The organism is Knoellia locipacati (assembly GCF_044791685.1).
Classification (GTDB): Bacteria; Actinomycetota; Actinomycetes; order Actinomycetales; family Dermatophilaceae; genus Knoellia; species Knoellia locipacati_A.
The window spans coordinates 3,713,858-3,727,412 of the sequence record NZ_CP087730.1 but is presented as its reverse complement, the minus strand read 5'-3'; the positions used below and the strand labels follow the sequence as shown (position 1 = coordinate 3,727,412).

At 70.6% G+C, this 13,555-nt stretch carries 12 protein-coding genes; 7 read left to right on the top strand and 5 right to left on the bottom strand.

The features are described 5' to 3' along the window. Positions 1-6: 6 nt before the first annotated feature. Entirely contained in the window at positions 7-1,782 is a 1,776-nt protein-coding gene (locus LL946_RS17515) for a caspase domain-containing protein (protein ID WP_404382966.1), read from the bottom strand. Next, entirely contained in the window at positions 1,748-2,122 is a 375-nt protein-coding gene (locus tag LL946_RS17510; protein ID WP_404382964.1) for a hypothetical protein, read from the bottom strand. Before LL946_RS17510 ends, LL946_RS17515 begins: the two co-directional genes overlap by 35 nt. A 146-nt stretch (positions 2,123-2,268) precedes the next feature. Between LL946_RS17510 and LL946_RS17505 the strand changes: the two genes are divergently transcribed. The 4 genes from LL946_RS17505 to LL946_RS17490 all read left to right on the top strand — a co-directional run bounded on the left by LL946_RS17505 (position 2,269) and on the right by LL946_RS17490 (position 6,515). Continuing rightward, a complete protein-coding gene (locus tag LL946_RS17505) occupies positions 2,269-2,526 on the top strand; it encodes an Ada metal-binding domain-containing protein (protein WP_404382962.1) in 258 nt (85 codons plus the stop codon). A gap of 155 nt (positions 2,527-2,681) precedes the next feature. Beyond that, complete coding sequence (locus tag LL946_RS17500) at positions 2,682-4,058, top strand: FAD-binding oxidoreductase (protein WP_404382960.1); 1,377 nt, start codon at positions 2,682-2,684, stop codon at positions 4,056-4,058. After that, positions 4,055-5,338 (top strand): class I SAM-dependent methyltransferase, encoded by a 1,284-nt coding sequence (locus LL946_RS17495; protein WP_404382958.1) that lies wholly within the window; start codon positions 4,055-4,057, stop codon positions 5,336-5,338. Before LL946_RS17500 ends, LL946_RS17495 begins: the two co-directional genes overlap by 4 nt. Positions 5,339-5,393: 55 nt before the next feature. Continuing rightward, complete coding sequence (locus tag LL946_RS17490) at positions 5,394-6,515, top strand: NAD(P)/FAD-dependent oxidoreductase (RefSeq protein ID WP_404382956.1); 1,122 nt, start codon at positions 5,394-5,396, stop codon at positions 6,513-6,515. On the opposite strand, the gene LL946_RS17485 is transcribed toward LL946_RS17490, so the two are convergent. From LL946_RS17485 to LL946_RS17475, 3 genes are read right to left on the bottom strand one after another with little or no spacing between them, the layout of a single operon-like run. Further along, on the bottom strand, positions 6,494-7,141 hold the full coding sequence (locus LL946_RS17485) for a class I SAM-dependent methyltransferase (protein ID WP_404382954.1): 648 nt from the start codon (positions 7,139-7,141) through the stop codon (positions 6,494-6,496). The genes LL946_RS17490 and LL946_RS17485 overlap by 22 nt on opposite strands. Before the next feature lie 26 nt (positions 7,142-7,167). Next, the gene (locus LL946_RS17480) at positions 7,168-9,108 is read right to left on the bottom strand and encodes an acyl-CoA dehydrogenase (protein WP_404382952.1); all 1,941 of its coding nucleotides are present in this window, start codon (positions 9,106-9,108) and stop codon (positions 7,168-7,170) included. 2 nt (positions 9,109-9,110) lie between these two features. Then, the gene (locus LL946_RS17475; RefSeq protein WP_404382950.1) at positions 9,111-9,872 is read right to left on the bottom strand and encodes a TetR family transcriptional regulator; all 762 of its coding nucleotides are present in this window, start codon (positions 9,870-9,872) and stop codon (positions 9,111-9,113) included. A gap of 111 nt (positions 9,873-9,983) precedes the next feature. Here LL946_RS17475 and LL946_RS17470 point away from each other — a divergent pair, with 111 nt between their 5' ends. The 3 genes from LL946_RS17470 to LL946_RS17460 are packed head-to-tail and all read left to right on the top strand — an operon-like array spanning position 9,984 to position 13,471. Further along, positions 9,984-11,273, top strand: coding sequence for an acetyl-CoA C-acetyltransferase (locus LL946_RS17470; RefSeq protein WP_404382948.1), 1,290 nt, complete (start codon positions 9,984-9,986; stop codon positions 11,271-11,273). 3 nt (positions 11,274-11,276) lie between these two features. Further along, positions 11,277-12,614 (top strand): 3-oxoacyl-ACP reductase, encoded by a 1,338-nt coding sequence (locus LL946_RS17465; RefSeq protein ID WP_404382946.1) that lies wholly within the window; start codon positions 11,277-11,279, stop codon positions 12,612-12,614. Beyond that, complete coding sequence (locus LL946_RS17460) at positions 12,614-13,471, top strand: MaoC/PaaZ C-terminal domain-containing protein (protein WP_404382944.1); 858 nt, start codon at positions 12,614-12,616, stop codon at positions 13,469-13,471. Before LL946_RS17465 ends, LL946_RS17460 begins: the two co-directional genes overlap by 1 nt. Positions 13,472-13,555: the final 84 nt, after the last annotated feature.

Sequence of the window (13,555 nt, the reverse complement as noted above, 5' to 3'; positions counted from 1 at the left end):
CTGCCCTTAGTTGCTGATGCGGACTCCGCAGGGCAGATCCGCCAGGTAGACGGTGTCGCGCCCACCCGCGTCGAGCACCACGCTCGGCTGCTCCTTCGTTACCGTCTGGATGTCGAGAGCGCTGGCCGCATTCGTGTCATTGGGGTCCCTCAGCTGGAGCAGGCACTGCTCTCCTCCCTGCCAGTCCTGCACCTCGACCGTAAACCGGCCGGTGGCGCGGAAGGCATCGGTGTCACCGCGGTAGGCAGCGAAGGACACCGGCAGCTCGGCGCTGCCCGGGCCTGCTCGGCGGACCACGCGGCAGGCCGGGTCGCTGACGGTCCACTGGAACGTTCCGGTCTGGGGGATCTGGTAGCTGTGCACGCCATAGAGGGCGTCACGGATGACCTTGACATCGTTGCCGCCCTGCTTGAGGGTGACGCGGCACCCGAGGTCGTTGTCCGAGATCTGGTCGTGGATCTCGAACCGCCACGGACCCTCGGAGGTGTGAGTCCCCGACGTCGTGCCCGTGGACGAAGTGCCACCGTTCCGGTCCGCTGACTGCTTGTTCCAGAGGACCGCAGCGGTGCTGATCCCCACGACGACCACGACACCGGCAGCGCCGTATCGGGCGAGGGGGGAGGTGTGCCACGGGCGCGGTGACCCCCGTGCCGGGAACGGGGAGGACAGCCCAAGTGTCCGCGCGCGGGCTTCGTCGCGCGACGTCGGACCAGAAGAGCGAGGCCCAGACGAGTGATGCCCGGAAGGTGCCCTGTCCCCGTCACCCTCTCCGACGCCGTGCGCGGAGAGGTGCTCACGGGCCCGGGCCGCGACCTCGGGCCGGTCGTGCTCGGCCACCTGGGTGAGAGTCTGCTCTGCGGCCAGCACGCGCGCCGGGTCGTCGTCGTCCAGCCATGGTGCGAGGGCGTCCACCCCGCCGATCCGCACCTGGGGGTAGGAGCTGTTGAGGACCGAGGCGATGCCGTCGGGAACCTCCGCCGGCGTGATCGTCACCCCGGCCGGGCTGCGAGCGAGAAGGATCGCGCCCTCGGCGCCGTAGAGCCAGCGCTGTGGAGTCTGCTTGGCGTCGGACGCCTGCACCTGGTCGAAGGTGTAGCCGTAGGCGTCGTCGACGGAGACGTAGCCGTCGCGATCGAGGTCCGCCGTTCCCGAGCGGAGGCCGTCCACCAGGGCATGCGTGAACACCGACCCCGGGACCGCCTGACCCTCGACCGGCTCGCCCTCGAAGGAGTACTCGGTGCCCCGGGACGCGGTGAGCACGACGCGGCCCCGTCCCTGCCCGAGGAAGTGCTCTCCGATGCCGAGGTCGTCATCGCCCTTGGCGCTCGTGGCGAACGCGCCGCTGAAGCAGCAGTCGAGGATGAGGACCTGACGTCTGGCCCGGCAGTCCTCGAGCTGCGCGAGGAGCCACTGAGCCTCCACTCCGGTGGCCGCGAGGCGGCCCTTGGTCGTGTCGCGAGCAGCGAAGTAGAGCCGCCGCCGCAGGTCGACCAGGCCGTGGCACGACAGGTAGACCAGCACGAGGTCGTCGGGGGACCGGTCGGCGAGGAAGTCGCCGACGGCGACTCGAACCGCATGGGCGGTGCCGTCCTTCACCGATGTGACCGTGAATCCACCGATGTCCGGGTCGGCAAGCACGCTGCGCAGGTCGTCTGCGTCGCGGCCGGGGGACCGGAGACGGCGAAGCGACGTGTCCTCGTAGGCCTCGGTCGCGATGACGAGGGCGAGTCGGCGTTCGCGCGGGAGCTCAGGAGCCGGGCGCGTGTCGGGCGATCCAGGCATCGATGATCCTCTCCTGCTCGCCCGCCGATGCTCCCGACAGCTTGAGAGTGTCGCCACCGATGGTGATCTCGACCTCACGGCGCCGCTGGCCGGCCCAGCCCCGTGCCAGCTCGATGACAGCGCGCACGCCCTCCACGGACGCGAGCTGCACGGCGAGCCAGCCGGCGATGGCCCCGACGCCCTTGGCCCCGTCGGGCGCGGTGGTGGCCTGGACCGGACGGACGTCCTGCACGTCCAGGGCGAGGAACTCGTCTCGGAGCCATCCCGTGACGTCGAGGAGCTCGTCGAGATCCTCGCCGCTCTCCTGAGGAACGTGGACGACCACTTCGATTCCCGCCATCGTGAGACTCCCGTCGCCCACTCGCTGCAGACCGTTGTCTCGGCTGCACTCGAGGCCTACTGCTTGTATACGACTGTCCGGTCCGGAGCGCCAGCCCCTGACTGCGCTGGGCTGCACGAGCAGGGTCCGGTGGAAGACTCCAGGTCGTGAGCACGTACACCCTGACCGGCCCGGACGGCGCCACGTACCCGTCACCGACACCCGGAACGCTGGGTGGACATCGGCGGACCAAGGTCTTCGGCCGTCTCGACTGCCCCACCGCCCTGCGCTGGATCGACCGGGGCGCGTACGTGGCTCACCGTGTGTTCTTCGCCGATGAGGATGCCGCCCGCGCAGCCGGCTACCGCCCCTGCGCGCACTGCCTGCCGCTGCAGTACCGGGAGTGGCGAGCGACGTCGCCGTGACCCACGAGGGGCGCGGGCTCCTGCCACGTGCACCAGCCTTTCGTCTGTCCCGTGGTGAGCAGTTTGTGGACAGTCATCGCCCGACGCCGGACCCTGTCGCCGCCTCGGGCGATTTGGCAGTGTGCTCGTCTCGTCTCGGGCGTACCGTGATGAGCATGGAGCGCACCCTCCCCACCCCCGCGCTCACCGCCGGGGAGCAGCGGTTGCTCGACAGCTTCGCGGCCATCCCCGCGACCCAGCGGGTCCGCCTCGCCAAGCGGACCTCCAACCTCTTCCGTGAGCGCACCCGGTCCAGCTCACCGGGTCTCGACACGTCCGGTCTCACCGGTGTCCGCGTCGTCGATGCGGGCACCCGGACCGCCGTCGTCGACGGCATGTGCACCTACGAGGACCTCGTCGCCGCCACGCTCCCGCGCGGTCTCATGCCGCTCGTCGTGCCCCAGCTGCGCACGATCACCCTCGGCGGGGCCGTCACCGGTCTCGGCATCGAGTCGTCGTCGTTCCGCAACGGACTCCCGCACGAGTCCGTCCTCGAGATGGACATCCTCACCGGCGCCGGGGAGATCGTCACCGCCACACCTGACAACGAGCACGCCGACCTCTTCCGTGGCTTCCCCAACTCCTACGGTTCACTCGGCTACGCGACCCGACTGGTCATCGAGCTCGAGCCGGTCCTGCGGCACGTCGCGCTGCGCCACATCAGGTTCCACGACCTCGAGGCCCTCTGCGCGGCGATCGGCGAGGTCGTGTCGACCCGAGAGCACGACGGCGAGCCGGTGGACTTCGTCGACGGTGTCGTCTTCTCGCGTGACGAGGCCTACCTCACCGTGGCGCGCCACACCGACGAGGGCGGGCGGACGAGCGACTACACCGGCCAGCAGATCTTCTACCGCTCCATCCAGCACGACGACCTCGAGCCCAGGCGTGACCTGCTCACGACCCACGACTACCTCTGGCGCTGGGACACCGACTGGTTCTGGTGCTCACGCGCGTTCGGGGCCCAGAACCCGCGCCTGCGGCGACTCTGGCCGAGGCGATGGCGCAGATCCAGCGCCTACTGGAAGCTCGTCGCCCTCGACCAGCGACTGCACGTCTCGGACCGGCTCGAGGCACGCAAGGGGAACCCTCCACGCGAGCGAGTCGTCCAGGACGTCGAGGTGCCTCTCGAGCACACCGCCGAGTTCCTGCACTGGTTCCTCGACAGCGTGCCCATCGAGCCGATCTGGTTGTGCCCGTTGCGTCTTCGCGGCGAGCGCACGTGGGACCTCTACCCGCTCGAGCCCGGCACCACCTACGTCAACGTCGGCTTCTGGTCGAGTGTCCCGGGCGGCGAACCGGGTGCGGCCAACCGCGCCATCGAGCGTCGCGTCGGCGAGCTCGACGGCCACAAGTCTCTCTACTCGGAGTCCTTCTACTCCCGTGAGGACTTCGACGCGCTCTACGGCGGCGACGCGTATGCCGTCCTCAAGGCGACCCATGACCCTCACGGACGCTTTCCCCACCTCTACGACAAGGCGGTGCGACACGCATGAGCAGCACGACGCGCGAGATCCGGACGATCGCCGACCTCGTCGACGAGGTCGTGGTGGGACCCCTGCCGGTGCGGATCACGGCATACGACGGCTCCAAGCTCGGTCCTGACAGTGCACCGAGAAGTCTCCACATCGCCAACCACCGCGCCGTCTCCTACCTCGCGACGGCGCCGGGCGACCTCGGCATGGCGCGCGCCTACACGACGGGTGACCTCGTCGTCGAGGGCGTGCACCCCGGCAACCCCTACGACGCGATCGTCGACCTCGAGCGGCTGCACTTCCGGCGCCCGGACCCGCGCGTCGTGCTGGACCTCGCCCGGGTCCTCGGACGACGCGGACTCACCCCGCCGCCCCCACCGCCGCAGGAGGCCCTGCCGAGGTGGCGCCGGGTCACCGAGGGTCTGCGGCACTCGTTCACCCGTGACCGCGAGGCGATCAGCCACCACTACGACGTCTCGAACCGGTTCTACGAACACGTGCTCGGGCCGACGATGACCTACACCTGCGCCGTCTACCCCGACCGCGCGAGCGACCTCGACGTCGCCCAGGACAACAAGTACCGCCTCGTCTTCGAGAAGCTCGGGCTCACGGAGGGGGACCGGCTGCTCGACGTCGGGTGCGGCTGGGGAGGCATGGTCCGATACGCCGCCCGTCGCGGGGTGCACGCCCTCGGCGTCACCCTGTCGCAGGAGCAGGCCACCTGGGCGCAGGAGGCGATCGAGCGCGAGGGTCTCGGTGAGCTCGCCTCGGTACGCCACTCGGACTACCGCGACGTCATCGAGACCGGCTTCGACGCCATCTCGTCGATCGGGATCACGGAGCACATCGGCGTGCGCAACTACCCGGCGTACTTCCGGTGGATGCTCGCCCACGTCAGGGAGGGCGGGCTGGTGCTCAACCACTGCATCACGAGGCCCGACAACCGTCCGAAGAACACCGGCGCGTTCATCGACCGCTACATCTTCCCCGACGGCGAGCTCACGGGATCGGGTCGGATCATCACCGCCATGCAGGACACCGGTTTCGAGGTGTTGCACGAGGAGAACCTCCGCGAGCACTACGCCCTGACCCTGGCCGCCTGGAGCGAGAACCTCGTCGAGCACTGGAGCGAGTGCGTCGACGAGGTCGGCGAGGGCACCGCCAAGGTCTGGGGCCTCTACCTCGCCGGCTGCCGACGCGGGTTCGAGCGCAACCATGTCCAGCTGCACCAGGTCCTCGCCACCCGCCTCGCCGAGTCACGCTCGCCCCACGTGCCGCTGCGCCCGTGGTGGACCCCGTGAGGAGGGTGCAGCGGCAGGTAGCGTCTCGACGCATGGAACTGAACGGGTGGAAGTCATGACCGTCGTCATCGTCGGTGCCGGTCTGGCCGGTGCGTCCGCGGCCGAAGCGCTGCGCGAGCGCGGCTACGACGGCGAGGTCGTCGTGTTCGGCGTCGAGGAGCACCTGCCCTACGAGCGCCCGCCGCTGAGCAAGGCCGTCCTGCTCGGCGACAAGGAGGTCGACTCCGCCTACGTCCACGACGATGCGTGGTGGCGCGAGCACGACGTGGACATCCGACCCGGAGTCGAGGTCCAGTCGATCGACCTCGCCGCCCGTCGCGTCGTCACGAGCGCGGGCGAGCAGGCCTACGACTGGCTCGTGCTGGCCACGGGGTCCGAGCCCCGCCACCTCAGGATGGCCGACGACGCCCCTACCCCGGTGCACTACCTCCGAACGGTCGAGGACTCGCTCGCGCTCAAGAACGCCCTGCGCGCCGGGAACAGGGTCGCCATCGTCGGCGCCGGCTGGATCGGCCTCGAGGTCGCCGCTGCGGCCCGCGCCGCCGGAGCCGAGGTCACCGTCCACGAGACCGCCGACCTGCCACTTCTCGCCGTCCTCGGGCCCGAGGTCGCCCAGCACTTCGCCGACCTCCACCGGTCGCACGGTGTCGACCTCCGCCTCGGCTCCGCGGTCACGGCCGACGACCTCGCCGAGGCCGACCTCGTCGTCGTGGGCATCGGTGCCGCCCCCCGAACGGTCCTGGCCGAGGCCGCGGGCCTCGAGGTGGACGACGGCGTCCTCGTCGACGAGCTCCTGCGCACGTCCGACGACCACGTGCTCGCGATCGGTGACATCGCCAGCGAGCAGCACCCTGTCCTCGGGCGCCGGGTGCGGGTCGAGCACTGGGACAACGCCATCGGTCAGGGGAAGGCTGCGGCAGCGACGATCATCGGCGCCGCCGAGCCCTATGACCGGGTGCCCTACTTCTTCACCGACCAGTACGACCTGGGCATGGAGTACTGGGGCCACGTCGGCCCCGACGGCTACGACCGCGTCGTCACCCGCGGCGACTTCACCGGAGCCTTCCGGGCGTGGTGGGTCCGGGACGACACGGTGGTCGCGGCCATGCAGGCCAACGACTGGGACGCGTCCGACGAGATGCGCGCCAGTGTCGGTCAGGCACCGCCCTCCGAGTGATCCACGGCGGGTGAGCCGGCGGCGCTGAGCAGCCACACGGCATACTCCGCGTTCGCCGGATGGAGCTCGTAGCTGCCGGCGTGCAGGTCCACCTCGAGCCCCGCGGCGGCGACGTCGCGACGGAACTCCTCGGGCGGATAGGTCCGGCTGCCGGCCGGACCGGCGGTGAGGTGGAAGCCGATGAGCATCCGACCGCCGGGAGCGAGCAGGTCGCGAAGCATCCCTAGGGCGCGACGCTCGGTGTCCTCGGCCAGCAGGATGAAGACGTTGCCGACCGCGACGACGAGGTCGTATGCCGTGGCTCGCCCGTGTGCCGCCAGCGCCTCCGGCGTGGTCTCGAGGATGTCGAGGGGGAGCAGGTCGATGCCGGGATAGGTCTGCTCGGCCTGACTCACGAGCCTGCGGTCCGGCTCGATACCGGTGACCTCGTGGCCGCGCCGACGCAGTGCCGCCGTCACCCGTCCCATGCCGGCCCCGGCGTCGAGGATGCGGCCACCCCGAGGGGCAACGGCATCGGCGAGCCGGGCCTCGCCGTCGACGTCCTTGCCACCGGCCACGAGCTCGGCGAAGCGAGGTCCGTAGTGGTGGGTGCCCTCTCCGGCGAGTGCCCACCGGCTGGGCGGCACGTCTCCCACGTCTCGCGGCGTGTGGCTCACGCGTCCCGCCCGGTCGCCAGCGGCTCGAGCAACCCCGGCGCACCGAGCCACGCGTCGGGGATCGCGAAGGCGTCGACGAGGGTGCGCGCGTGCGGGGCGAGGTCCTTGCAGAGGACACCGACGTCGTGGATGACCGCCTTGGAGTGCACGGGGGTGAGACGGCCGTGCTCGAGGTACCAGCCTCGGTGGCTCTCGATCGTGGACAGCGCGAAGAGGTCGGTGACGTCGTCGAGCAGCTCCTTGGCAGGCCCCTCCTCGCACTCCTCGACGGCGGCGCACAGCGCCTCGAGCAGGACCCGGTCGATGTGCGCCTCGGCCGCCGCAATGAGGTGGTCCTGGGCATTGTTGAAGATGCGGAAGGCGTCGGCCGGCTCGGCCTTCGCGGCCTTGGACAGGCGCAGGGCCACGCCCTCGAGCAGGTGCTTCTCCCGGTCGACGAACAGGGCGACCTGCCGGCCGCGGTGGCGCTCGGCGCCGTCCTCGTCGCTGCTCGGCGCCCGCGACATGAGCTTGGAGATGAGACCGGCGGCGGGCGTCTTCTCGAGGATCGACGACGCCGTGAAGCGCGACGCGAACGCGATCATCGCCAGCGGCGAGTTGTCCTCGAACGTCTCCTGGAACTCGGTGAGCAGCCCCTTGGCGACGAGCTGGAGCAGGACGGTGTTGTCGCCCTCGAACGTGGTGAAGACGTCGGTGTCAGCCTTGAGGGCGGTGAGGCGGTTGTCGGCCATGTAGCCCGCCCCGCCACAGGCTTCTCGACACATCTGGATGGCGTCGGTGGCGTGCCGCGTGGCTGCCGCCTTGATGCCTGCGGCGCGCGCCTCCAGCTCGCGCTGGCTCTCCTCCGGGGCGCTGCCCTCGTGGCCGGCCACCTCGTGCATCATCGCCACGAGGTCGTTCTGGGCGAGCATGAGCGCATAGCTGCGGGCGATCGCCGGCAGGAGCTTGCGCTGGTGCGCGCGGTAGCTCATGAGGGTGAGCTCCTCGTCGCCTCCGGGCGCAGCGAACTGCCGCCGGTGCAGGGCGTAGCGGGTCGCGAGGGTGAGGGCAGACCTGGTCGCCGCACCCGCTCCACCGGCGACGGACACACGACCCCGGACGAGCGTGCCGAGCATCGTGAAGAAGCGGCGGGAGGTGTTGTCGATGGGCGAGGCGTAGGTGCCGTCGGCAGTGATGTCGCCGTAGCGGTTGAGCAGGTTCCACCGGGGGACGCGGACCGAGTCGAACTCCAGCGTGCCGTTGTCGACACCCGGGAGGCCACCCTTGGCGCCGCAGTCGCCGATCGTCACGCCGGGCATGGGCCGCCCGCTCGTGTCGCGGATGGGGACGAGCACGCAGTGCACGCCGTGCGACTCGCCGTCGGCCGTGACGAGCTGGGCGAAGACGGCGGCCATCCTGCCATCGCGTGCGGCGTTGCCGATGTAGTTCTTCTGCGCGCCGGACGTGGGGGAGTGCACGACGAGCTCGTCGGTGGTCGGGTCATGGGTCGCCGTCGTCTCGAGGTGCTGCACGTTGGAGCCGTGGCCCGTCTCGGTCATCGCGAAGCAGCCCAGGAGCGTGCCGTCGAGCATCCCCGGCACGTATGCCGTGTGGTGCCGCTGGGTGCCCAGGTTGGCGAGCGCTCCACCGAAGAGCCCGAACTGGACGCCGGCCTTGACGAGGAGCGAGAGGTCGCCGTGGCCGAGCATCTCGAAGGCCGTGACCGAGGCGCCGAAGTCCCCGCTGCCACCCATGCCCTTGGCGAGCCCGGCGGACGCGAAGTCCTCGCCGGTGAGGGCGAGCAGCTGGCGGGTCGTGTGGCTGCGGTACTCCTCGGTCGAGAGCTCACCGTTCGGGGGAGCGAAGCGCGAGGCGTCCTCGTGCTCGCGCAGCCGACGGCGCACCTCCCCCCACCGTCCGTCGAGGATCCGAGCCCGCTCGGGGGCGAGGTCGTCCACGGTCACTCCTTGTCCGAGGGGGCGCCCTCGACCGGCCAGGCCGATGAGAGACCGCCCCAGATGAGCTCGGTGAGGTGCTCGTTGAGCGTCTCACGCGAGGTTCCTGATGCAGCCGCACCGGAGCGCAGCCACTCGTCGCCCGCGGCGCGGACCATGCCGACGACGGCATGGCCCCACGTCGCTGCGGGTTCGGTGCCTCGGCCGGCTCCGGCGAGGGCGGCCGCGATGAGCGATCCGATCTGAACCCCCATGGCCCGGCTCACCGTCGAGGCGAGGTCGATGGTCTCGGTGCGCTCCGACGGCGGGACGAGGGGAGCGGCCACGATGAAGCGGTAGACCTCGGGGTCGTTCTCGACGAGCGACAGATAGGCGTCGACGGCGGCACCGAGCAGGGCGCGCGGCTCGGCCGAGCGCTGCGAGACGCGGCCGGTGAACGCGCTGAGGTCGCCGACCGCCCGAGTGATGTCGCGAAGGATGATCCGGTTGACCCGCTCCGCGACGGCCGAGTAGAGCCCGGCCCGGTCGGTGAAGTGCCGGTAGAACACCGTCTTGGACGTGCCGGCGTTGCTCGCGATGTCGTCCATCCCGACTCCGGCCCCCTTGGCGCGGATCGCGCGCAGCGTCGCCTCGACGAGCTCCTGACGCCGCTGTGCGCGGTGACGGTCCCAGCGGCTGCTCCGGCCGTCGACGACCTCGGCGGCGTCGGTGCCGTCGACGTCGCCGGTGGTGTCGGAGCCGGGCAAGGGGTCCGTGGTGCTGCTCACAGATCGGACCGTAGCAGGTGAAAGGAGGTACCTGCTACCGTCAGTACCGGATATGTGTCGCGTCCCACGTGGCCACTTCGTCCGCCCCCCGACAGACCTCAGGAGTCCCCGGTGACATCAGCCAGTCCCCGCCGCGCCGCGATCCTCGGCGGCAACCGCATCCCCTTCGCCCGGCAGTTCGGGCCCTATGCGAACGCGTCGAACCAGGACATGTTCACGGCCGCCCTCGAGGGCCTCGTCGCCCGCTACGGCCTCGGCGGCGAGCGGCTCGGAGAGGTCGTCGGTGGTGCGGTCATCAAGCACTCCCGCGACTTCAACATGACGCGCGAAGCGGTCCTCGGGTCGAGCCTCGCACCGCAGACCACGGCATACGACGTCCAGCAGGCGTGCGGCACCGGCCTCGAGAACGCGCTCCTCGTCTCCAACAAGATCAAGCTCGGCCAGATCGAGTCCGGCATCGCCGGTGGCGTCGACACCGCCTCGGACGCGCCGATCATGGTGACCGAGAAGCTGCGCCGCAAGCTGCTGCGGATCAACCGCTCCAAGACGACGGTCGACATGGCCAGGAGCGCGCTGCGGATCCGTCCGACGGACCTCGGCATCGAGACCCCGGCCAACACCGAGCCGCGCACCGGCCTGTCCATGGGCGAGCACATGGCCATCACGGCCAAGAAGTGGGGCATCACCCGTGAGGCCCAGGACGAGCTGGCGGCGCTGAGCCACCAGAACCTCGCCGCGGCCTACGAGCGCGGCTTCTTCGACGACCTCATGACGTCCTACCTCGGGCTCGCCAAGGACCAGAACCTGCGTGCCGACTCCACCGTCGAGAAGCTCGCCAAGCTCAAGCCGGTCTTCGGCAAGGGCGAGGGCGCGACGATGACGGCCGGCAACTCGACGCCGCTCACCGACGGCGCCTCCGCCGTCCTCCTCGGCAGCGAGGAGTGGGCCGCCGAGCACAACCTCCCGGTGCAGGCGTGGCTCGTCGACGGCGAGGTCGCGGCGGTCGACTACGTCCACGGCGACGAGGGCCTCCTCATGGCTCCCGCGTATGCCGTGCCGCGCCTCCTCGCGCGTCAGGGCCTTTCGCTCCAGGACTTCGACTACTACGAGATCCACGAGGCGTTCGCGTCCACGGTGCTCTCGACGCTCAAGGCCTGGGAGGACGAGGAGTTCTGCACCGAGCGCCTCGGCCTCGAGAAGCCTTTCGGCTCGATCGACCGGTCCAAGCTCAACGTCAACGGCAGCTCGCTCGCCGCCGGCCACCCGTTCGCGGCCACCGGAGGCCGCATCGTCGCCTCCCTCGCCAAGATGCTGCACGAGAAGGGCCCGGGCAGCCGTGGCCTGATCTCGATCTGCGCCGCCGGTGGCCAGGGCGTCGTCGCGATCCTCGAAGGAGCCTGATCCATGGCGTTCAACTACGGACAGTTCGTCAGCGGCGGTCTCGGCAAGCAGCTGGCCACGACGCTCGGCCTCCCGCGGCCGTCGCGCCTGCGTCGCCACAAGCTCGGCGCCTCGCTCGTCCCGGGTGAGGTGCTCGTGGCGGGCCACGGGGAAGCGCCGGTGGCAGAGCGGGTCCGCCACCTCCTCGCCGACGCCGGAGTCACGGTCGCCTCGCAGCCGTCGACGTCGGTCGCCGGGGTCGTGCTCGACCTCACCGCCATCGAGACCCCGGCCGACCTGGAGACCCTGCGCGGGGTCGTCGGCCCGGCGCTGAGGACGCTCGCACCCGCCGGTCGCGTCGTCGTCGTCGGTCGCCCGCCGGAGTCCGCGACCTCGGTCGCCCAGGCTGCTGCGCGTCGGGCCGTCGAGGGCATAGTCCGCTCGATCGGCAAGGAGATGCGTGGTGGCGGAACGGCCAACACTGTCCTCGTTGCCGAGGACGCCGACGCGGGTGTCGACGCGACCGTGCGGTTCCTGCTGTCGGGCCGTTCGGCCTACGTCTCCGGGCAGGTCTTCCACGTGGGTGCACCGGTCGGCGAGCTCGTGGCTCCGGCCGACTGGGACCAGCCGCTGGCCGGCAAGGTCGCGGTCGTGACCGGCGCCGCGCGCGGCATCGGTGCCGCCATCGCCGACACCTTGGCTCGCGACGGCGCGACGATCATCGCGGTGGACGTGCCGGCCGCGGGTGGTCCGCTCGCCGAGGTCGCCAACCGTGTCGGTGGCACGGCACTCCAGCTCGACGTCACCGCGGAGGACGCCGGGGCCAAGATCGTCGAGCACGCCCGGGCGCGCCACGGTGGTTTCGACATCGTCGTCCACAACGCCGGCATCACCCGCGACAAGCTGCTCGCCAACATGGATGCCGACCGGTGGGACTCGGTCCTCCAGGTCAACCTCCTGTCGATCCTGCGCATGAACGAGGCGCTCGTCCCCGCGATGAACGAGGGCGGGCACATCGTCAACGTGTCCTCGACCTCCGGTGTGGCGGGCAACCGTGGCCAGACCAACTACGCCGCCTCCAAGGCCGGCGTCATCGGGATGACCCAGTCGCTCGCGGCCGACAAGGCGATCGTCGACAAGGGCATCACCGTCAACGCGGTGGCTCCCGGCTTCATCGAGACGGAGATGACGGCCAGGGTGCCGCTCGCCACCCGCGAGGTGGGTCGCCTCACGAACTCGCTGTCGCAGGGCGGCCTGCCCGTGGATGTGGCCGAGACCATCGGCTACTTCGCATGGGATGCCAACCGTGCCGTCACCGGCAACACCGTCCGCGTCTGCGGCCAGATGCTCCTGGGGGCCTGATGACCCGGCAGGAGACGTTCGACTCCGCACCCTCGCTTGCCAAGGTCTTCGTCCGCGCGGCGCTGGCCGGCAAGAAGTCGGGCTCCACGCTGCCGGGCAGCGAGCTCGTCCTCACCGGTCACACCGTCGACCGCCAGCACCTCATGGACTACCAGCGGCTGTGCGGCTTCGGTGTGGACGACGTGCTGCCGCACACGTACCCGCACATCCTCGGCTTCCCGCTGCAGGCCGAGCTCATGGCCCGCAAGGCGTTCCCGCTGCCGCTCGTCGGGCTGGTCCACGTCGAGAACGCGATCACGGTGCACCGGGCACTCACCGCCGAGGACGTGCTCGACGTCGCCGTCCACGCCGAGAATCTGCGTGACCACCCCAAGGGTCGCCAGGTCGACCTCGTCACCGAAGTCAGCGTCGACGGCGAGTCGGTGTGGAGCGGTCGCTCGACCTACCTCGCCCGTGGCAAGGGCCACCCGGACGCCGAGCGTGGCGCCGTGTCGCCGGCCATCCCCACGGGAGTCGCCGCGGCCCAGTGGTCGCTGCCCGGCGACCTCGGCCGCCAGTACGCCGCGGTCTCGGGTGACGTCAACCCCATCCACCTGCACGCGCTCACGGCGAAGGCGATGGGCTTCCCCAAGGCCATCGCCCACGGCATGTGGACCTCCGCCCGGGTGCTCGCCGCCCTCGGCCGGTCCGTCAATGGGCCGAGCACGTCCCACGTGTGGTTCAAGAAGCCGGTGCTGCTGCCGGGCAAGGTCGACTTCGTCGTCGACCGGAGTGGCACGCCCGTTGTCGCAGGGCTCCGGGCCACGCGCAAGCCCGAGACCGAGCACCTCGTCCTCACCCTCGAGACGAAGGCCTGACCCCCGCTGACAACAATCGACCAATTGGTCACGAATGGCTCGCGCCAGATGTGACCAATTGGTCGATTGTTGTCGGGCTGCCCT

What these genes read in the sequence shown, in the direction of transcription:
- LL946_RS17515 (WP_404382966.1), bottom strand. Translation starts at nt 1,782, where the DNA reads ATGCCTGGATCGCCCGACACGCGCCCGGCTCCTGAGCTCCCGCGCGAA.
- LL946_RS17510 (WP_404382964.1), bottom strand. Translation starts at nt 2,122, where the DNA reads ATGGCGGGAATCGAAGTGGTCGTCCACGTTCCTCAGGAGAGCGGCGAG.
- LL946_RS17500 (WP_404382960.1), top strand. Translation starts at nt 2,682, where the DNA reads ATGGAGCGCACCCTCCCCACCCCCGCGCTCACCGCCGGGGAGCAGCGG.
- LL946_RS17495 (WP_404382958.1), top strand. Translation starts at nt 4,055, where the DNA reads ATGAGCAGCACGACGCGCGAGATCCGGACGATCGCCGACCTCGTCGAC.
- LL946_RS17490 (WP_404382956.1), top strand. Translation starts at nt 5,394, where the DNA reads ATGACCGTCGTCATCGTCGGTGCCGGTCTGGCCGGTGCGTCCGCGGCC.
- LL946_RS17465 (WP_404382946.1), top strand. Translation starts at nt 11,277, where the DNA reads ATGGCGTTCAACTACGGACAGTTCGTCAGCGGCGGTCTCGGCAAGCAG.
- LL946_RS17460 (WP_404382944.1), top strand. Translation starts at nt 12,614, where the DNA reads ATGACCCGGCAGGAGACGTTCGACTCCGCACCCTCGCTTGCCAAGGTC.